Genomic DNA, 17,323 nt, shown 5'->3' with positions numbered 1-17,323 from the left:
CGTGTCAATCGCCAAATCTTGCGATAGCGAAGCCCCCAAGGACGGGCTATTGCAATCTCAGCCGCATGAGAGAATACGTTCTACGAAGTCATTTTGTTGGAGTAAGCTTATGACCGAACTATTGCCAAAGCCGACCAACCAGCTTGTTGAGCTAACTGCTGATCTAGTCGCGGCCTATGTTTCCAACAACCCCGTACCCCCTGCAGAGCTTCCTGGGCTGATCGCCCAGATTCACGCCAGCATTAGCAGCCTGAGCACCCCGACAGCGGCGCTCGAAGAGCCGCTCAAGCCCCACATGCCGATAAAGAAGACCATCACCCCGGAATACCTGATCAGCCTGGAAGACGGTAAACAGTACCGGACGCTCAAGCGACACCTGGCGGTTGCTGGTCTGACCCCTGAAGAGTATCGCGCTAAGTGGTCGCTTCCTGCCGATTATCCGATGGTCGCTTCGGCCTACGCGGCTAAGCGCTCCGAACTGGCGAAGAAGCTGGGTCTCGGCCGCAAGCCAGCTGCAGCGCTGCCGGCGAAGAAGCCGCGCAAGGCCAAGGCTTAATCCGCCGCATCATCCGTTTGCTGGACGACCAAGAACTCGACGGGCAAGTTCAAAAGGGCTGCCGCGGGCGACCACGGCTGGCCCCGCCAGCGCAGCGATTAATATGAATGACCGACCATCAAGGGAGGCTCTTTGCTTGTGTAAAAGCGTGCGGCACAGCGCCGGGGGGAAGGAGGACCCCGCTCCCCAACAGGAGCGGGTTTTTCAATTTGGCCTCGCAGGCAAGTGCTAGTTGTTGGTAGAGCGCGGGGCGGGGGTTGGGGGGCGCGCTCCACGCCGCGACCATATATCAAAACGTATCAGCAATAATATCCAGCTCGTGAGATATGGCCCGCTCAGGGGCCGGCATCCAACTATCAGGGCGCGCACTATCTTACGACTTGTTAATGACCGGCATGGGATGAGCACTCCTGAATGCTGGGGCCGATATGCTCAAAATCATGTTGAAGGCCTGCTCAGTCACGGTCGCGGTCGTCGCCGTCAGTCAGGTCGTTTCCTTCGCGACGCGCTATGCAGCAGGACAGCCCTTTACCCTCTTCGTCTTCTTGATGAATTCTATCCTGCCCGTGCTGACGGCCTTTCCAGCCGGGCTGTACGTCTTCTGGCAGACCGCCAGGCTCAAGCGGGCGCTCGCAGAGCTGCGTGAACTCCATGTCAAGCTGGAAGCCAAGGCCAACCGGGATCAGATGACCGGCTTTCTCAACCGCGAGGCCTTCTTCGAACAGTTCAAGATGGCCAGGCGGTGGACCGACACCGGGGCGCTTGCTCTTATTGACGCCGACCATTTCAAGAAGATCAACGATACATATGGCCATCTTGTCGGTGACGAAGCGCTGAAGCTCATTGCCGGCGCGATTGACCGCACCACAAGGGAACTCGATATTGTCGGACGCATCGGCGGAGAAGAATTTTGCGTCTTCCTGCCGGCTGCCAGCCGCGATGACGCGGTCCAGATTGCGGAACGGATCCGCGTCGAGGTCGAAAGGCTCGTCTTTCAACCGGACGATGGCAAACACTATCCCCTGACGATCAGCATCGGCGTCGCGCTCACACGGGGACACCACCTGACATCGCAGCTGATGCGACAAGCCGACCGCTGTCTCTACGACGCCAAGGGCCGCGGGCGAAACACGGTCGTTGTCGAAGACGCCCTGGCCGAGATGGCAGAGCGAAAGACTAGTGAGACGGGTTGAGAGGTTCTCTCGAGCTTCGTCGCGCGGAACCTAAGAACCGGTTTCAAAATGGATACAGTGCGGCGCGGGGTGAATGTTGCCACGGTCATAGACAATTTTAAAGCTGGTAACGGGAAAACCCGGGTGCGGGGCAAGACGACGCCAAGGCAGACGGGGTAATCATACAAAGGCCTGCCGGGAGGGTTCACGGCAGGCCCCATGCAAGAGCGCCTGACGGTTCGGGTCGTTGCCTGGCGCTCCGGCATCACAATTCAACAGCGGGCAGATAGTTCCCCTAGCGTGAGAAAGCCTGCCGGAGGCGAACTGACCGGCAGGCTTTCACCTCAAAACGTGGCTGAAAGGATAAGACCACGTAGCCCACCTCGAACCGGGCATGCTCATAACCCGACACATGCAGCCTAAGTTCCAGGTAAACACAAAAAAGCCCCGCCACCTTTCGGCAGCGGGGCAGTTTTCATACCACTCAGGGCGCCAGGGTAGCATACCGCTGGCGCTGGGAAAATGGTCAGGGGCTTTGGGTTGGGTCAGCCTCCCTCGGCGAGCGCTCAAGAAATCGCACCGCGCGATCGATCTGGATCGACATGTTCTGCAGCGTCACCTCGATACGGGTGAGCCGGTCCTTCATGTCGCCGCTCTGGGTTTCCAGTCGCTCGATCCGAATGGCGTTCTTGCCAATCTCGGCCTTCGCCGACGTGAGATCAGCCTGAAACGTAGACCACCCGGCGATGATCGTCGCCAGCAGGACGCCTATGGTGATCATGTTCCCCAGGCTCATCTTCATGTCGATATCCATGCCGAAGTGCTTTTGGTCGCTCATGGCTTCCTCCTGCACAGCTCCTCGCGGGTTTTGAGATAGGTCAGGTGCCGTGCTGCCTCGGCGTCTGACATGGCGTCGTACACCTGCTGCGAATATCGGAGATCCGGCGCGATCTCGCAGAAACTACCCTTCGCCGTCGTGCAGGCCGCCAACCCGGTCAGGACGACGATCAGCAGCAGGATGCGGGTGATGATGTCGGCGAGCCGGCGCTTCATTTGCTGGCCCTCCTGGCGAGTTCGGCGCGCACCTGATCGGCCGGCATGGCGCCGACGTCGTTCTGCACCTCGTCGCGGATGTCGCGGGCCTTGGCTTCCTCCGCGGCCTGCTTGGCCCGCTCCTTCTGAGCGCCGCGGCTGTTGCCTTTCAGGAAGGCCACCAGTGCCGCAATTACGCCGCCCATGATGGCGAGCAGCGTCGGGTTGCTGATGAAGGACAGGACGAGCGCCGTCATGTCACTGATCCGCCGGCTGGTTGGGGATCTGATAGACGCCGCCGGCAACCAGAGCACCGACGATCAGGTCGCGCACGATCGCGTCGAGACCGGGGATGTCGACCTCGAAGTGCCGCAGCCCGATCAAGGCACCGATGCCGAACGCCGCAACGAAGAATTTCGAATACTTGCGCATGTCAGTGTCCTTTCTTCGAGAAGAGCGCGGCAATCGCCTTGCCGATGAGTTGCAGCCAGAAGGCCAAGCCCTTGGCGGGTTCGGCGGCAGGTGGCGACGGATTTGTCTCATCCGGTTTCCGGGTGATGGGCTTCGGGGCGATGACTTCGCCCGTGTTCGGCGCGGCGATCTTCAGCGCCTCGGAACGGACACCAGCGACGCGAGAGGACCAGCCCTTGCCGAAGGTGCCGAAGGTCTTCAGTCCGCGCAGGAAGGCCATGCGGCGGTCGCAGAGATCATGAATGACCGCGGCGTGCGGCTTGGCTCGAACCGCCGCCAGCGTGGCCGGGCCGATCCTGCCGTCCTGGGCAACACCAACGACACCCTGCAGGTACTTGGCCGCCCTGCCGGGCCCGCTGTTCACCGCGAAGTCGAACACGGCATAGTCGACCCCGTCGGGAAGTTCGGCGCCATGCACGGCCTCCCAGTAGAAGCGCCGATAGACGGAGGCCACCTGCTCGTTGGTAATCTTGCGCAGATCGTCCTTGGTCGCGTTCGGCTTCACGTATCGGCGGAAGTTCGCCAGCGTGACGCCCTTCATGGTGGCGCCGCCTGGATCGGCCGGATGATCTGACCAGCCACCCTCATGTTTCAAGACGAGCGAAAGCGCCCGCGCGAAGTTGCGGTCCATGTGAGGTTCCTTTGATGAAACAAGGGCCGTTGAGGCGGCGCCACTTTTATCTTATGGCTAGCCGATCTCTGTTCGGAGCGACTCAGAATGGCCGAGCGCCGAGACCGGTTGGATTTTCTTGATGACGGGCGCGGACTGGCCGTTCTTTACGTGGTGATCTTTCACACCGTTTTCGTGCCAGCTATTCAGTATCCCCGCGCGGCGAAGGTTTTTCTAGAGTTTGGCGGATCAGGCGTGATCCTGTTCTTTGTGATCAGCGCCTTTTCGCTCAGCTACACGATGCCAAGGCACTTCTCGCATGACCGCCCGATGCTCAGCTATGCGGTAGCGAGGCTTTTCCGCATCCTGCCTCTGTACTACTTCATGCTCCCGCTGACGATCTGGCGAGATTACGTCTGGCGCGACATGACGTTCGACTGGGGCAAGATCCTCGCGACGATCTTCATCGTCTTCAATTTCAACCCTCAGTGGGTCACCGGCATCGTTTGGGCGAGTTGGACGATCGGTGTCGAGCTACCGTTCTATCTGATCTTCCCGCTCCTTTATTTCCGCCTTCGAACGACCTGGCAAAAGATCACCTTTGCAATCCTCGCTGCATGGGCGGTGTACGCTTTTGATCAGTATGTCACGCCCCTGATCAGCGACCCGACCTTGGCCCGGCGCTATAGCCACTACAATTTGCTTCACCACTTTCCGGTTTTCGTCATCGGGATGATCGCCTTCGACGTCTACCAGTATGTCAAAGACCGGAAGATCGATCCGTCGGTTGGCTGGCTCATCTCTTGCCTCGGCCTAAGCCTGGTCTGGGTGATGGCTCTGAACAAGTATGCCAACACCAGCTTCGAAATGGACCATCTGACGGCGATTGGCTACGCGACCCTTCTAATCGGACTGTCCATCAGTCCCATCCCGTTGTTTTCGAACGTGGTCACGCGCTTTTACGCAAAGATCTGCTATTCGATGTATCTCTGGCATCCCTTCGTGATCTTTGCCCTTTTCCCGGCATATCGAGCTATCTATGCCTTGCCGATTTCCCTGTGGTTCAAGTTGGGCGCATCGATAGCCATGACTATTCCCATCGTGACAGTGGTCGCGTGGTGCAGCTTCAAATGGATTGAAATTCCAGGCCAGAACCTTGGAAGGATGTTCTTGAAGTGGGTCTCGGAGCGCCGGCAGGCTATTCGCTCGCCTGCCGAATGACTGCCATCACTCCACCATCGGATCAGTGGGCCAGGGCATCAACGTCCAGCGTCACCGTCACCGTCGCGCCACCCGTCGCAGAAGCAGTCAACACGCGCATTTGAGCCGATACGTTGGTCGCATCGACCGCGGTGGCCCACAGGAAACCCGCCGACCAGTCCCCGACGTTGGTGTTTCGGACCATCGTCAGGCGCACATCGCTTAGGCTAGGCGTGACGCCCAGCCCATGGGCGAACGTTATGCTCTTGATACCGGTGGCGGCGATGTCGACGTTCTGGTTTACCTTCGCCCTGGTGCGAAGGCCCGAAACGTTTCGGACCATGGTCGATACGCCGTTGTTGACCATCGCCGCCGTGTTCCCGGCGCATGACCCGCCAATGATGCGGATGAGTGTCGATCCCGCGCGAATATCGTAGCCAAGACCGTTGCCGCGGACGTCGGCGCCGAGGATCGTGATCTCGTCCACGCTGTCAAGGATGATGCCCGTACCGCTGTTAGACCGGGCAATGAGGCCAAACATAGAGGCAACATCAGCCTCGACACTGGCCCCGGCATTCTGCCAGAATCGAAACCCGTCGATGCACCCTTCCGCGATCAGTTCGGATAGCCGAGCGTCGCCATCCGACATGTTGTACGCGTCACCTCCAATCGACTTGACGTAGCCAGCCGAAAGCTTTGCGTAGCGCGTCGCGACCCTGACGCCTTGGGTGTTGGCCTCGTTGTTGCCGCGCACGATAAAATCGCGGATGGAGGTTGGCTGGTTAGGTGTAGCGGCCGGAACGCCATTCTGCACCCGAATGCCGACCGAAGCCGACACACCGGCGAAGCCGGAGACCTTGAGGCGCGTTGCCGCGACGCCCGATCGTAGGTCGATACCCGCCTGTCCGGTCAACACCGCCGCGTGCTGGCCAAAGTTGCGGACCTCGACGTCTTCCACGACGTTGCCATAGGTGTTGTCGTTGTCGTCCTTCCAGTCCAGGCCGTCAGCGTTGGTGTTGTATATCTCGCAGCGCTTGATTGACGAGTTGTTGATGTTGTCGCGCTGCATCCCGATGCCGTAATATTGGCAATCGTGGATCACCATGTCTTCGATCTGTATGCGGTTGCAGCCGGACGAGACCGTAACACCGCTCCAATGGTCGCTCAGCTCTGTCGGCGGAGTTAGATTGGCCTTGTTGCCGTCGATCTCGAAGCCAGAGACCTTAACATCGCTTACCGTGACGACGGAGGTGACCCGCTGGCCCATCTGGATGACATGGCAGTCAGCCAGGTTGGCGAGCAGAAGCTTCGTCTTCTTTCCATTGCCGATCAGGTGTACGCCACTATGTCCAACGTAGATTGCGCGGTTGTTGTCCCAGTTCACCGCGCCAGGATTGCTGTCGGAGAGCAAGGCGGTCCCTTCGGGGAACCATACGCCGCCACCGCCTAGCGTCCCCTGAAGGATGACCGCCGCATTGATGGCTGCCGTGCAGTCCGTCACCCCGTCCAGCACAGCGCCGAACCATTCGACGGACACGGGTCCGCTGAATACGCGCACCCAAGAGCCTGACGCCGAGGCTACGGCATTCGCCTTGACGTACACGCCTTCTGCTGTGTCCGTCGCGATCTGCGTCGAATAGTTGCCCGCCTTCCAGACGAACACACCCTCGCGGCCTGCTTCAGTGAGGAGAGCACTTGTATCTTTCGTCGTGTCGAGTGCTTTGAGCGCCGTTCGCGTCGCAACTTCCTTAATGTCTCCGCCGTTAGCAGCGACATACGCCTTCACACTTTGCTGCGAAGGCGGCCGCGTAGCGCTGTTTGATGCGAAGTCGTCTTCGTCGAGAACGAGGAACGTCGCCGCGGCAGCTACAGCAGCATCCCGGGCGCCTTCTGCTACGCCTGCAGCTGCTATCGACGCACCAGCCGCCGCTTCGGCCACCGCCTGGATTGCCGCGCTGGCGACATCAGACAAAAGCCTGAAGTTTGCGCCCTCGTCGATGAAGGACAGCATCATGTTGGCGGTGAGATAGCCCGACGCGAGGTCATTGCCGGCGCTTGTCTTCAGTGGTTTTGCAGGGGCCCCGTTGGCAGCGATTGTCACCGGACCGCTGTTGGCCTCGAACACGTTCATGACCAACAGCGCAGCCGAGGCCGAACCGGGAAGCGGAATACTCGACGTGGCAATAATCGCATTCGCCGTGCCCGCGCCGGCATCATTCAGTCGGATGAAGCTATAGGGCAGATCGGCGACACGGGTCCAAGAACCGGCACCCGACGCGCCGAGCTTCCGATAGATGCCGCTATAGGCGACGGTCGGATCAGCGATTACCCAGGCCTGCGAATTCGCCGGATGCGCAAGAGCAGCGAACAGGTTGGCGCGCGTGTCGAAGATCAGACCCCCGCCGGCGAGGAATGCCGTGATGAACCCTTCGAGATAGGCTCCCCATTCGCGGATCTTCGACTTATTCGGCTTATGTTTTCCCGAGGCCGGAACGCCATCGGTTTCGAAGTCGCGAAAGATCATCGAGGCAAGATCAACCATGCCAGGCTCCAGATGTTCGAATGTTCAGATTTCAGGGGTTAGGTGACGATCACGGATCCGGTGGCCACGCTGGCGCTTTCGACACCGGAGGCATTGCGGGCCTTGATCCAGTAGTAATAGGTGCCGGCGGCAAGGCCGGTGTCCTGCCAGGTGTCATTGGCCGAGGGGCCGCCATATTCGGTGCGCACCAGCGTTGCCGTGCCTTCGGTGTTGACGGTGTTGCGGCGGATATTGGCCGCCACATAGTTGGCGCTGTTCGGGCTCTTCCAGCCGAGATCGACGATACCCACGCCGCCAGTCTTGGTGACGTTGGTGACGACAGCCGGTGCGGTGGTGTCCGCCACCACATTGACGGTCTGGCTAGCGGTCCATGCGCCTTGCCGGCCGGTCACTGTGGTGTGACGGACCTGCGCCTCGTACTGGTCACCGTCGGATAAGGCACCGGTCTGTGCCTCGATCGCCTCATCGCCGATCGGGATCACCTGCCATTCAGATGCCGCGGTGCGCTTGTAGCGGCCCTCGATGAGCAGCCCGGCGGGCGCCAGGTTGAACTGGATCACGCCGACAGGCACCTGCTGGCCGCCGACGGTGATGCGGTTGACGCCAAACGAAAAGCCGGTCGGCAGTGGAATGGTCCGGTCGACGACGACGTCTTCGCTGATCGGTGCCGTCCCCTCTTCGGCCACGGCATCCCAGGCATAAGCCGCCGAGGGCATCGAAATCACCTGCAGTGACACGCCGGTCAGGATGCCGCCCTCGCCGATGTTGAAGCGAAAGTCCTGCACCTCGAAAACCTCGTCGATGCCGAACAGCGGATATCGGATACGCACGAAGCGCTTGCCAAAGGCGGCGAGCGCCTTGAGGTTACACTGGAAGCCGCCGATCCACGACGGATTGGCCCGGTAGGCCGCCAGCTTCATCAACCGGCGCGCCTGGCCGTGACTCGGCGCCAGCAGGAACTGCCTGTCGATGGCGATCTCGCCGCGCAGAGCCGCGTCGGCGTCATCGATCCACTGGTCTGCGTCGGTCGACTGGTAGTCATGGATCGGTGACAGATAGGTCGCCCGGATCGTGTTCGCTGTGGTCAGGATGTCCCGGCCCCGTGACAGCTCCGAGAAGCCGACGATCGCATCCTCGTCGAGGGTGACGGTCGGGTCTTCCCATGTGCCGATATCGAGCGTCACGCCACCGTCAGGGGTCGGCACGATGCGCGCATCGCAACAATCTTGCATGCGGCCCAGAACGTCCGCCGGTCGTTCGTCGAAGCGATACGTGCCCCAAAGCCGATAGCGTGGCTCTGTGCCGCCCGCTTTTCGCGCAACAGCCTCGGCGGCGCGATTGTAGGCTGCCAGCCACCCCGCCGCCGCTTGGGGCGTCGACACCAGCGCCAATGGCAACCGCATACCATCGGCATGGGTGACGTAGTTGCGGATCACCGCCGCGGCATTATCGCTCCATGCGTTCAGGCCGGTGGAGGGGTTGTGGACCTTCGACCCGCGCGCCACCACACGATAGAGCGTGTTGGAGAGATTGGGGAAAAACTCCGTCAGGTGTTCGGCGCCAACGGCCCGCTGGCGGGCATAGAGCGACGAGACCCCATCACCACGATGTGCCGAGGTCCATTCGGGGAACGCTGCCGAAACGTCACTATAGGCAGTTTCGGTGGCCAGCCCCTTCCGTGTCTGGATGCGGAGGCGATAGTCTCCTGGCTTCCACTGATAAGGGTGCTCCTGGACGTCGCCATTCCCGTTGACGGTGACGATCTTGTCGTCAATCCACAATTCCTCGATCGAGTCCAGTTCGCCAGTGCCGAGCGCGATGACCTTGTACAGCGTCCCGTTCTTGCTCTCGGCAAACACCCACGAGCCCGAGGCCTTCACCCGGCCATAATGCCTTTGGCGTGGTGCCACCGGGCTTTTGATAGAGACTTGCACATCTTCCGGTTTCGGCGGTTCGGGCCGAAACAACGACGATGCGAGATAGGACAAGCCCACGCTAAGACCGATGCCGATGGCACCCGCAATCAATGACACGCCGACAGTCAGGGCAGCACCGGTCACGCCGGCCGACGTCAGAGCCAGCAGCACGAAGCTTTCGATCAGTCCGGGCATTCAGACGACCTTCCAGGCTTTCCAGGCAGAAGCGAGCGGCGCGCCGATCAGCCCGTCGGAATCGCGCGAGAACCAGAAGCCACCGGCATGGATGGCGACGCAGAGCTTTTCGCGGTGAATGATCAGGCCGACATCGCCGGCCACCGGTGCGGCCGTCTTCATCAAACCTGCGTTGCGAGTGACACGATTGACAGCGACGGCGATGCCGCCTGGCTGTGACAGCCATTCGCGAGCTTCGGCCTCGTCATGATGCACCCGCCCGAAGATCCGCAGCGGCGACGCCCCGAGCACGCCACAGACCCACCGGTCGGCGGTGGTGGCGCAGTCCGTCAGGCCCCAGGCGAACGGCTTCTCGCTCTCGGACGCGATGAACGCCGAGACCTCTGCTTTCCAATCGGGCATTGGTTCAATAGTCCGGGTAGGTAATCGTTTTTGAGATCAGCGATGCGACGAAGCCGAAGAACCGGTCTCCCAAAGACCTGGCCTGCTGGTCGCGGTCGGTGTTGCGGCCATAGGCAGGACGGGACCGGCTGTAGAAGATGTTTTCGGCAACAACCGAGATGGACTGCGATGCCCCGTCCGTGCCTTGCATGGCCGATCGCGACACGCTCGGCGGCTGCATAAAGCCGCGGAAGATCGGGATCGGCGTTCCGGCCGGCTGCCATTCGTCGGTGAACAGTTGCAGGTAGACCGTCAGCATCTGCTGGTCGACCTCCGGTGTGTCATCCAGCGCCACGGACAGAAGATCGAGCGCCTGACCGGGCAAGCCGCTCAGCGACAGCGTCACATTCTCCGACACCGTGCCACCGCTCATGCCGAGGCCGTCGATCTGCCCGAAGCCGAACATCGGCAGATAGGCGTCGCCGCCGACGATAAGCTCGGTATTGCCGTTCCATGCGCGCATAGTCGACGAGGCGAACTCGAACTTCACCAGGAAGTCGCACCGCACCGTCGATGCCGACAGCAGCGCGATCTGGTCTGGGCTGAAGAAGTCCATCACAACAGGCCCTGACGCTTTAGCCGACCAATCGCGGCCAAGACCCGCTGATCGACGGCATCGTCCCCCATCTCGATAAGGGCGTCGGCAGCCAAGGTCGCCAGGAACGCCCAATCGTGGAAGTTGTCTTGCGTCATCGCCTCAGCAGCACTGCGAAGGCGCGATGCGAGCGCAATCTTGTCCATCTGCACAATCGCCTTTTTGGCAGCCATCACAGATCCTCGATGAAGTTCACGCTCGGAAACGACCAGCGGCCCAACTCGAGCGGAAGGTCCATTTCCTTGTCGCTCGCCAGCCGCACACGCAGCACCGGTCGATCGAACTCAAGACGAGCCCCGATGTCCCACCCCTCACGCAGCGGCGGCCATATCTTGATGGTGGCCGAGGCCGCATCCTGGCTGGTGACGCTCCGGATCTGATAGAGCCGTTCGCCGATCGAGAACCGGTGCCCCGGTTCCAGCTCGCCCGACAGCGATTTCGACACCGCAAGGGTCGTGGCCCGCACGGCTGCATTGGCAGACAGCGACACATCGATGACCGACGAGACATAGCCGGTGTCGTCGTCGAAGAACGCCTCGTCCGAATGCGGCACCTGTCCCTCAAGGTCGGCGTCAGACGTACCAACCGGATATGGCTTGCGCTCGATGTCGTGGACGCAGATCAGCAACGGATTGAGCCGGCCTTCCGCCTGCACCGAAATCGCCCGCCACAGCTTCACCAGGCTCTGCCCGAAATTGTCGTGCACCGGGATAGCGTCATATGTCGCGCGCCAAAGTCCGGCATCAGACGCAACCACCTGCCCGAACCCGCTCACCGAGGCAGGCCCGGCGAGCGAGCGATAGGCGGGATCGACCGCGATGTTGCGAGGAACAAGAACCTCGCATGGCCAGATGATCGCCATTTACAACTGCCTCGTCTGTGCATTGGCCATCTTGCCGCCGAGCGAGCGATCGAGCTGCTTGTCGTATGCCGCGATGCCCTGCCGGGTCACATTGGACGCCGTCTGTTGCGATATCCGCTCGACCTTGGCCTGCCAGTTGCCGTCCTGATCGACATACAGCCTGACGTCAGCCACACCGCCGCCGCCACGTTCCTGCCCCGGCTTGGTAATGTCGACGCGCTCATTGGGCGAGGCCCTGAACGCCACCACCTGGCTGTCGACGCCACCAGCACCACCGACCTTGAACGATCCGCCGTTCTGGAAGCCAAGGAGTCCGCCAAACAGGCTGGACAGGAATCCACCACCACCGCCGCCACCTCCTCCGCCACCGAAGACGCCTGACATCAGCATCTTGAAGCCACTGTCCAGCATCATGCTGGCGAGCGATTTCAGGACGTCCGCGATGGCTTCCTTCACGCTCTTGGTGCCGTCGATGACACCCTTGAAGGCGCTGGAGATCGTCGAGCCGATGCTATCGGCGATATTCGAGATGCCGCCCTGCATGCTGGTCATACCGTCGGACAGACCCTGCATGACGTTGGTGCCGACCTCGTACATCACGCGCGATGGCGAATGGATGCCGAGCGTGCTCTTGACGCTGTCGACGAGCCCGCTGGCAAAGCCTGCAATGCCGTCCTTGACCTGCGCGAACTTGCCTTTGATGCCTTGCCACAGGCCGTCCATGATCTGCGCGCCGATCTCGACCATCTGGGCGGCGAGGTTGGCGAAGATGGCCGGTATCTCGGCTACGAACTGGACGATGCTGTCTTTGACCGCATGAACCTTGGCAACCATGCCGTCCCATGCGGCTTCGAACTGCGCCCAGGCGCCCGCGACGAAGGCCGTGACGATCGAGGCGAGGTTCTGGATCTCGGGCCAGAAGGCAATGACGGCCGCCGTGAGCGCTGTAAGCCCGGCAATCACCAGCGCGATAGGCGCGCCGATTGCCACGATCCCCGAGGCGACAAACCCCAGTGCCAGGACGAGCGGGCCGAGGGCGGCGACAACGCCGGCAATGATCGTGCCCCATTTCAACAATTCGGGGTTGGCTTCGGCCAGCGACTGCACCCACTCGGCAAGCTTGGTCACAAACTCTGTCACCAGCGCCAGCAGCCCGCTGTCGGCGATGGCGATCTGCAGGTCTTCGAACGCACCCGCAAGCTTCTCCATCTCGCCGTTGAGGCCCTTCATGCGGGCCGCGGCCTGTTCATCGGCGATGCCCTTGCGGTTGATGCTCTCTGTGGCAGCGTCGATGCCCGACGCGCCCTGGTTCATCAGCGCCACTGCGGTGCGCATCGCGTCGACGCCAAAGATATCCTTCAGCGCGGCATTCATCTTCTCGTCGGACAGGCCCGCCATCTTGGTCTGAAGTTCGCCTGCAATGGCGGACATGGACTTCATCGACCCGTCAGCCTCGAAAAATTTCAGGCCGAGTTCTTCCATGGTGGCGGCCGCCGCATCCGATGCGGGCACGAGCCGGGTCAGGAAATTCTTGAACGACGTTCCAGCATCCGAGCCGGAGTTGAACACATCGGACGTCGCAGCAATGACAGCATTGAATTCGGTCAGCTCGACGCCAAGAGCCCCTGCCACACCGCCGGCCTGGCCGAGAGCGAGAGCGTAGTCGTCGAAGCCGAATTGAGAGTCGAGCGTCACCGCCGTGATCTGGTCGACGACCTTCGCCAGATCCTTTGCCTCAAGCCCGAACTGGGCCATGACGTTGGTCGCGACGTCGGCGGACCGGGACAGCTCGCCGCCCGTCGCCTCGGAAAGCTTGATCGCAGCCTCCGCCGCGCCGCCGAGGATCTGCTCCGCGCTCAACCCGTTCTTGGCCAGCATTTCCAGCATGTCGGCAGATTCCGATGCCGACTTTGACGTACTGCGGCCAAGGTCGCGCGCCAGTGTTTCCAGCGCCTGGAACTCCGCGCCCGTCGCCCCGGTGGCGGCGGCAACGCGGTTCATCGACGCCTCGAAGGCGCCGGCCGTCTTCAACGTCAGTGCCCCGAAGCCGAGGATGGGCGCTGTGAGAGCGGCGGACATGGTCTTGCCCGCCGACTGCATCGACTTGCCGATGCCCTTCAGGCTCTTCATCGCATCGGCAAGGCCCTTGTCGAACATCGCCGTGTCGATGCCGAGCACGACGCGAAGGCTGCCGATGACTGCGCTACCTGCCATGTCAATGCCTCGTCACTGCCGCCGTCCACCTATGGGCGATGGCGATCTGTTCCTCGACCGTCTGCCGGCGCTTCGACTTCTTCGGAGCGTCGTGCAGCAGGTCCTTGAGCTTCGGGAGTTTCTTCTGGCGAGACAGTGCCTCGATGTGCCACACGGCCCAGGCACGGTCGTTGTGCTCGCGCTTAAGCCGGTTTGATACGCCGTCGAGGATGGCCCCGATTTCCCGAACGGTGAGACGCCAGAACAATGCGGGGTCCTGTCCGGCTTCGGCCCATGATTGCAGCAGCGGCAGTGGCTCTAGCCTCCCGCCGCCGCCTTCCGAGGGTTTGCCTTGCCCTTGGCCTCCGGGAACGCCAGCTTGAACGCCTCGCCGACCTTCTCGACAGCTGTCTGGATGCCAGCGTCCGTGATGATCGCACCAGCCTCCTGCACTGTCAGGTCGGAATGGTGATCGCGAAGCCCCGCCCAGACCAACGCCCGCACCGAAGACAGGCGAAGTTGCCTCGGATCCTGGATGCTGGCGACGATCTCGGTGACCGGCTTGTCGAGCTCGGCCTCGAGCTCGCAGATGGCGTTGACCGAAAACGACAGGGTGTAAGCCCGATCGCCCGCTTGAAGGGCGACCGAGCCACGATGTGGATTTGCCATCTCCGCTCCTTATGCCGCGATGACAGGCAGGGTTTCGGCCGACGTCGCGGACGCATTGCCCGCGGCATTCGTGCCGGTGACCGTGACCGTGATGTTGTCGCCGACGTCGCCGATGACCGGGACATAGGTCGACGCGGTCGCACCCGGGATCGCCACGCCTTCGGCCTTCCACACATAGGTGAAGGTCGGCGAGCCGGTCCATTCGCCGGGATAGGCGGTAAGGGTCTGGCCAACCTGGGCGATGCCGCCGATCGCCGGGACCGCAGTGTTGGTCGGGGCTGCCGCAGGCGTCGAGACGGTCGAGCCGGTGACGCGCCAGGTGACGGTTGCCGTCATCTTGTCGTCGGTCGGAACCGCGGGCTCGTAGCTGGAGATCCAGCCCGAAAACACCCAGGCCACCGAGTTCGGGAAGGTGATACGGCACTTGACGCGCGCCCCGGCGACCTTCAGCGCCGCAACCTTCAGATCCGAGGCGGAGCCCGGCACGAAGTTCATCTCGAACGATGCTTCGCCGGGATCGATGAGGCCGGGAATGAACTCGCGGGTGCGGTTCGGCGACTGCATATGCGTGGCGTCGATCTCGTCCACCGTGTCGTTCGGCGGCGTGATGTCGAACACCTCGGCCAGCTCGATCCATGTCGCGCCGTTGTCTTCGCTGATGTGGAAGAATGAGCCATAGCCAATTGAGGCGGCTGTTTCGGCCATCTTAGGTCTCCTTGTGATGAACCATGAAATCGAGTGAAGTGCGGAACAGGTTCGTCACCTCGCCCGCGTCCGCAGCGGGAAGGTCTCTTTCGCCATCGAGGAAAATCCCCTGGATGATGCCGCCGCGATGGCCTGAAAGGATGTCGCGCACGGCACGCGCCGTGTCCTTGGTCGAGGTGTAGGTCTCGCCATAGCAATCGATCTGCACGCGGCTCGCGACATAGCCGGATGCGCCCTGCATGTGGTAATCGCGCAGGCCGTCGATCCGCTGCATGACCACATAGGGCCGGGCCGGGTCGCTCTGCGGCTTGCGCCCCCAAAAGCGTCGCCCGCCGGCAACGGGTGCCAGCAGCGCGGTCAATGCTTCTTCCATGGACTATCTGCCCTTCGCGGCTTTCTTCGCCAGGCGTGCGGCGGCCTTCTCGATCTCAAGCCACGTCCGGTTGGCAATGATGTCCAGGACCTCGTTCTTGTGCTGATCCCATGCCGGCCGCATGAACGGCTGCGCCTGATGGCCGGGACCGGTGCCGAACTCCTGCAGGTGGGCAGCAGGATCCGGCTTAGGGCCGATGAACATTTCCACCGGCGACTGCTTCTTGTGCAGCTTGGCCTGGCGGCTTGATAATCGGGTGCTGACGTCGATGCCTTCCCGCAGAAAGCCCAGATGCGCCGGCGCAAGCGATCGGGCAGTCTTCGCGACCGGCTCGCCGGCTTCTTTCAGCGTCCGGCGCAGGACGGCCTTGGCATTGGCCTGCGGCAGTTGCTGGAGAGCTTGCTCAAGTTCCTTGAGGCCTTCGACGTGGACCTTAACCCCCGCCATCAGGGCCTCTCAGTGCGCCCACAGGGCAGCATGACCACCGTCCGGGTGCTACCGGTATCCTTGACCTCGCAAGTCATCAGCAAATCGTGGCCGGCGATATCTTCGCTCTCGACGATCAGACGGACCGTACGCGGCGCGAGGCTGCAAGACGAACCAATCACGCGATACGTTGAAGGGAATAGCACAAGAGCTTCCCGCAATAGCTCGACGGACACATCGATCGCGGCGGTCCCGTTCTTGTACTTCATCCGTTGTTCCCTCTCACGGCTGTGATCTCGATAAAGCGGTTCCGCCCCTCGGCCGTCTCTTTGGTGCCTTTGATGTTCCAGACGTGGCCGTCATAGGCGATGCGGTCGACGGGGGAGACGGTCTTCGTGGTCGACGACGAGCGCACGACGAAATGCGACAGCAGGAACGCGCCAACCTGCTCGGCGCCGCCCAGCAGTTCCGTCTTGACCATGTCGGAACTGTCCTTCCGCTGCGCCCAAACCGTCACCAGCTGCACCCACGTCTCGACGGGCTCGTTCAGCTCGTTCGGAACCGAAGTCGCCCGCTCGATCGTGATGCGGCGGTCCAGCTTGCCGGCGCCAGGCATCAGACGCCGATCCTTCGATACGGCGACATCAGTGCATAGGCACCGATCGGCAATTCTGTCATCGCCGTTTCCGTCGTCGTCTCGCGGTTCGCGTACCAGTTGCCGACCATAAGGAAGATCGCAGCCTTGAGGGCGGGCGGCACATCGGCAGCAGCAGAGCCCGCGGCGTAGGTGATGCTAACAGCATCGGGCCGCGAATAGCTTGACGGCCAGACCTGATCAGGCTTCAGCGCAACATAGGTGCCGAGCGCGTCGCTAAGGTGGGTGTAGACGGTATTGGCCAGCGTCTGCTGAACATTGTCGTCGTCGAAATACTTGATCTCGGTGATCGACGCGACCGGACCGAGCGGAAGGCGGAGACAGCCGAACCCGGCAAAGTCCTGTCGCCAGGATTGCGTCACGAGCGCCCGCCCGAGAATGCCGCTCCACCCGTCGAGATGATCGACCGCCGCCGCGATATATGCCTCGATCAGTCCGTCATCGTCGCTGATATCAATACGCAAATGCGACTTGGCCTCGGCGACCGAGATCGGCGTCGAGGCAGGTGCGGCGGTGCGGACGGGTGCGAGCATCAGTCAGCGCTCTTGTTCTTCGGGGCCTTCTCGGCCTTGTTCTTCGGTGCGGGTTCTGACTTTTCCAGAACACCGGCCTTAACGAGGTGCGCGACGTCGGATTCTTTCGCCTCCCGCTCGTCGCCCGTCATGTACATCTTGTCGCCGAAATGCTCACGCTTGACCCTGAACTTCATG

Annotated in this window: 24 protein-coding genes; 3 read left to right on the top strand and 21 right to left on the bottom strand. The window is 61.8% G+C overall.

From position 1 onward, the window contains the following. The first annotated feature begins 109 nt into the window (after positions 1–109). Both WHT83_RS15095 and WHT83_RS15090 read left to right on the top strand, forming a co-directional pair. Complete coding sequence (locus WHT83_RS15095; RefSeq protein WP_406871640.1) at positions 110–556, top strand: MucR family transcriptional regulator; 447 nt, start codon at positions 110–112, stop codon at positions 554–556. 428 nt (positions 557–984) lie between these two features. Then, positions 985–1,749 (top strand): GGDEF domain-containing protein, encoded by a 765-nt coding sequence (locus WHT83_RS15090; protein ID WP_406871639.1) that lies wholly within the window; start codon positions 985–987, stop codon positions 1,747–1,749. A gap of 505 nt (positions 1,750–2,254) precedes the next feature. Here the strand turns inward: WHT83_RS15090 and WHT83_RS15085 are convergent. Genes WHT83_RS15085 through WHT83_RS15065 form a run of 5 tightly spaced genes read right to left on the bottom strand, consistent with a single transcriptional unit; the run spans position 2,255 to position 3,862 of the window. Further along, a complete protein-coding gene (locus WHT83_RS15085) occupies positions 2,255–2,566 on the bottom strand; it encodes a hypothetical protein (protein WP_406871638.1) in 312 nt (103 codons plus the stop codon). Next, positions 2,563–2,781, bottom strand: coding sequence for a hypothetical protein (locus tag WHT83_RS15080; RefSeq protein ID WP_406871637.1), 219 nt, complete (start codon positions 2,779–2,781; stop codon positions 2,563–2,565). Before WHT83_RS15080 ends, WHT83_RS15085 begins: the two co-directional genes overlap by 4 nt. Then, the gene (locus WHT83_RS15075) at positions 2,778–3,017 is read right to left on the bottom strand and encodes a hypothetical protein (protein WP_406871636.1); all 240 of its coding nucleotides are present in this window, start codon (positions 3,015–3,017) and stop codon (positions 2,778–2,780) included. Before WHT83_RS15075 ends, WHT83_RS15080 begins: the two co-directional genes overlap by 4 nt. A 1-nt stretch (position 3,018) precedes the next feature. Then, positions 3,019–3,192, bottom strand: coding sequence for a hypothetical protein (locus tag WHT83_RS15070; protein WP_406871635.1), 174 nt, complete (start codon positions 3,190–3,192; stop codon positions 3,019–3,021). 1 nt (position 3,193) lies between these two features. Continuing rightward, positions 3,194–3,862: a glycoside hydrolase family 108 protein gene (locus WHT83_RS15065; protein WP_406871634.1), complete on the bottom strand. Its 669-nt coding sequence runs from the start codon at positions 3,860–3,862 to the stop codon at positions 3,194–3,196. An 87-nt stretch (positions 3,863–3,949) separates the two neighbouring features. Between WHT83_RS15065 and WHT83_RS15060 the strand changes: the two genes are divergently transcribed. Beyond that, the gene (locus WHT83_RS15060; RefSeq protein WP_406871633.1) at positions 3,950–5,062 is read left to right on the top strand and encodes an acyltransferase family protein; all 1,113 of its coding nucleotides are present in this window, start codon (positions 3,950–3,952) and stop codon (positions 5,060–5,062) included. 22 nt (positions 5,063–5,084) lie between these two features. Here WHT83_RS15060 and WHT83_RS15055 read toward each other — a convergent pair whose 3' ends face one another. From WHT83_RS15055 to WHT83_RS14980, 16 genes are read right to left on the bottom strand one after another with little or no spacing between them, the layout of a single operon-like run. After that, a complete protein-coding gene (locus WHT83_RS15055; RefSeq protein ID WP_406871632.1) occupies positions 5,085–7,583 on the bottom strand; it encodes a glycosyl hydrolase family 28-related protein in 2,499 nt (832 codons plus the stop codon). Positions 7,584–7,621: 38 nt separating this feature from the next. Further along, positions 7,622–9,694: a fibronectin type III domain-containing protein gene (locus WHT83_RS15050; RefSeq protein ID WP_406871631.1), complete on the bottom strand. Its 2,073-nt coding sequence runs from the start codon at positions 9,692–9,694 to the stop codon at positions 7,622–7,624. Further along, the gene (locus tag WHT83_RS15045) at positions 9,695–10,096 is read right to left on the bottom strand and encodes a DUF6950 family protein (protein ID WP_406871630.1); all 402 of its coding nucleotides are present in this window, start codon (positions 10,094–10,096) and stop codon (positions 9,695–9,697) included. A gap of 4 nt (positions 10,097–10,100) precedes the next feature. Continuing rightward, positions 10,101–10,691: a hypothetical protein gene (locus WHT83_RS15040; RefSeq protein ID WP_406871629.1), complete on the bottom strand. Its 591-nt coding sequence runs from the start codon at positions 10,689–10,691 to the stop codon at positions 10,101–10,103. Then, entirely contained in the window at positions 10,691–10,903 is a 213-nt protein-coding gene (locus WHT83_RS15035) for a hypothetical protein (RefSeq protein ID WP_406871628.1), read from the bottom strand. Before WHT83_RS15035 ends, WHT83_RS15040 begins: the two co-directional genes overlap by 1 nt. Next, positions 10,903–11,592: a hypothetical protein gene (locus WHT83_RS15030; RefSeq protein ID WP_406871627.1), complete on the bottom strand. Its 690-nt coding sequence runs from the start codon at positions 11,590–11,592 to the stop codon at positions 10,903–10,905. The genes WHT83_RS15035 and WHT83_RS15030 overlap by 1 nt, the downstream gene beginning before the upstream one ends. Next, entirely contained in the window at positions 11,593–13,806 is a 2,214-nt protein-coding gene (locus tag WHT83_RS15025; RefSeq protein ID WP_406871626.1) for a phage tail tape measure protein, read from the bottom strand. A 1-nt stretch (position 13,807) separates the two neighbouring features. Continuing rightward, positions 13,808–14,053, bottom strand: coding sequence for a hypothetical protein (locus WHT83_RS15020; RefSeq protein WP_406871625.1), 246 nt, complete (start codon positions 14,051–14,053; stop codon positions 13,808–13,810). 50 nt (positions 14,054–14,103) lie between these two features. Continuing rightward, positions 14,104–14,454: a GTA-gp10 family protein gene (locus tag WHT83_RS15015; protein ID WP_406871624.1), complete on the bottom strand. Its 351-nt coding sequence runs from the start codon at positions 14,452–14,454 to the stop codon at positions 14,104–14,106. Between the two features lie 9 nt (positions 14,455–14,463). Beyond that, positions 14,464–15,159: a phage tail tube protein gene (locus tag WHT83_RS15010; protein WP_406871623.1), complete on the bottom strand. Its 696-nt coding sequence runs from the start codon at positions 15,157–15,159 to the stop codon at positions 14,464–14,466. A gap of 1 nt (position 15,160) precedes the next feature. After that, a complete protein-coding gene (locus WHT83_RS15005; protein WP_406871622.1) occupies positions 15,161–15,520 on the bottom strand; it encodes a DUF3168 domain-containing protein in 360 nt (119 codons plus the stop codon). Between the two features lie 15 nt (positions 15,521–15,535). After that, positions 15,536–15,979 carry an HK97-gp10 family putative phage morphogenesis protein gene (locus tag WHT83_RS15000; RefSeq protein ID WP_406871621.1) on the bottom strand — a complete coding sequence of 148 codons (444 nt, stop codon included), beginning with the start codon at positions 15,977–15,979 and terminating at the stop codon, positions 15,536–15,538. Then, positions 15,979–16,227 (bottom strand): hypothetical protein, encoded by a 249-nt coding sequence (locus WHT83_RS14995; RefSeq protein WP_406871620.1) that lies wholly within the window; start codon positions 16,225–16,227, stop codon positions 15,979–15,981. The genes WHT83_RS15000 and WHT83_RS14995 overlap by 1 nt, the downstream gene beginning before the upstream one ends. Then, positions 16,224–16,574, bottom strand: coding sequence for a head-tail adaptor protein (locus WHT83_RS14990; RefSeq protein WP_406871619.1), 351 nt, complete (start codon positions 16,572–16,574; stop codon positions 16,224–16,226). The genes WHT83_RS14995 and WHT83_RS14990 overlap by 4 nt, the downstream gene beginning before the upstream one ends. Further along, positions 16,574–17,146, bottom strand: coding sequence for a head-tail connector protein (locus tag WHT83_RS14985; protein ID WP_406871618.1), 573 nt, complete (start codon positions 17,144–17,146; stop codon positions 16,574–16,576). Before WHT83_RS14985 ends, WHT83_RS14990 begins: the two co-directional genes overlap by 1 nt. Next, positions 17,146–17,322: a hypothetical protein gene (locus tag WHT83_RS14980; RefSeq protein ID WP_406871617.1), complete on the bottom strand. Its 177-nt coding sequence runs from the start codon at positions 17,320–17,322 to the stop codon at positions 17,146–17,148. The genes WHT83_RS14985 and WHT83_RS14980 overlap by 1 nt, the downstream gene beginning before the upstream one ends. Between the last annotated feature and the right edge of the window lies 1 nt (position 17,323).

Source organism: Aminobacter sp. P9b, from assembly GCF_045345995.1.
Taxonomy (GTDB): Bacteria; Pseudomonadota; Alphaproteobacteria; order Rhizobiales; family Rhizobiaceae; genus Aminobacter; species Aminobacter niigataensis.
This window is presented reverse-complemented; position numbering and strand designations above follow the sequence as displayed.

Excerpts from the sequence above, each read along its gene's own strand:
- WHT83_RS15095 (WP_406871640.1), top strand. The coding sequence starts at position 110 with ATGACCGAACTATTGCCAAAGCCGACCAACCAGCTTGTTGAGCTAACT.
- WHT83_RS15090 (WP_406871639.1), top strand. The coding sequence starts at position 985 with ATGCTCAAAATCATGTTGAAGGCCTGCTCAGTCACGGTCGCGGTCGTC.
- WHT83_RS15085 (WP_406871638.1), bottom strand. The coding sequence starts at position 2,566 with ATGAGCGACCAAAAGCACTTCGGCATGGATATCGACATGAAGATGAGC.
- WHT83_RS15080 (WP_406871637.1), bottom strand. The coding sequence starts at position 2,781 with ATGAAGCGCCGGCTCGCCGACATCATCACCCGCATCCTGCTGCTGATC.
- WHT83_RS15075 (WP_406871636.1), bottom strand. The coding sequence starts at position 3,017 with ATGACGGCGCTCGTCCTGTCCTTCATCAGCAACCCGACGCTGCTCGCC.
- WHT83_RS15070 (WP_406871635.1), bottom strand. The coding sequence starts at position 3,192 with ATGCGCAAGTATTCGAAATTCTTCGTTGCGGCGTTCGGCATCGGTGCC.
- WHT83_RS15065 (WP_406871634.1), bottom strand. The coding sequence starts at position 3,862 with ATGGACCGCAACTTCGCGCGGGCGCTTTCGCTCGTCTTGAAACATGAG.
- WHT83_RS15060 (WP_406871633.1), top strand. The coding sequence starts at position 3,950 with ATGGCCGAGCGCCGAGACCGGTTGGATTTTCTTGATGACGGGCGCGGA.
- WHT83_RS15055 (WP_406871632.1), bottom strand. The coding sequence starts at position 7,583 with ATGGTTGATCTTGCCTCGATGATCTTTCGCGACTTCGAAACCGATGGC.
- WHT83_RS15050 (WP_406871631.1), bottom strand. The coding sequence starts at position 9,694 with ATGCCCGGACTGATCGAAAGCTTCGTGCTGCTGGCTCTGACGTCGGCC.
- WHT83_RS15045 (WP_406871630.1), bottom strand. The coding sequence starts at position 10,096 with ATGCCCGATTGGAAAGCAGAGGTCTCGGCGTTCATCGCGTCCGAGAGC.
- WHT83_RS15040 (WP_406871629.1), bottom strand. The coding sequence starts at position 10,691 with ATGGACTTCTTCAGCCCAGACCAGATCGCGCTGCTGTCGGCATCGACG.
- WHT83_RS15035 (WP_406871628.1), bottom strand. The coding sequence starts at position 10,903 with ATGGCTGCCAAAAAGGCGATTGTGCAGATGGACAAGATTGCGCTCGCA.
- WHT83_RS15030 (WP_406871627.1), bottom strand. The coding sequence starts at position 11,592 with ATGGCGATCATCTGGCCATGCGAGGTTCTTGTTCCTCGCAACATCGCG.
- WHT83_RS15025 (WP_406871626.1), bottom strand. The coding sequence starts at position 13,806 with ATGGCAGGTAGCGCAGTCATCGGCAGCCTTCGCGTCGTGCTCGGCATC.
- WHT83_RS15015 (WP_406871624.1), bottom strand. The coding sequence starts at position 14,454 with ATGGCAAATCCACATCGTGGCTCGGTCGCCCTTCAAGCGGGCGATCGG.
- WHT83_RS15010 (WP_406871623.1), bottom strand. The coding sequence starts at position 15,159 with ATGGCCGAAACAGCCGCCTCAATTGGCTATGGCTCATTCTTCCACATC.
- WHT83_RS15000 (WP_406871621.1), bottom strand. The coding sequence starts at position 15,979 with ATGGCGGGGGTTAAGGTCCACGTCGAAGGCCTCAAGGAACTTGAGCAA.
- WHT83_RS14995 (WP_406871620.1), bottom strand. The coding sequence starts at position 16,227 with ATGAAGTACAAGAACGGGACCGCCGCGATCGATGTGTCCGTCGAGCTA.
- WHT83_RS14990 (WP_406871619.1), bottom strand. The coding sequence starts at position 16,574 with ATGCCTGGCGCCGGCAAGCTGGACCGCCGCATCACGATCGAGCGGGCG.
- WHT83_RS14985 (WP_406871618.1), bottom strand. The coding sequence starts at position 17,146 with ATGCTCGCACCCGTCCGCACCGCCGCACCTGCCTCGACGCCGATCTCG.
- WHT83_RS14980 (WP_406871617.1), bottom strand. The coding sequence starts at position 17,322 with ATGAAGTTCAGGGTCAAGCGTGAGCATTTCGGCGACAAGATGTACATG.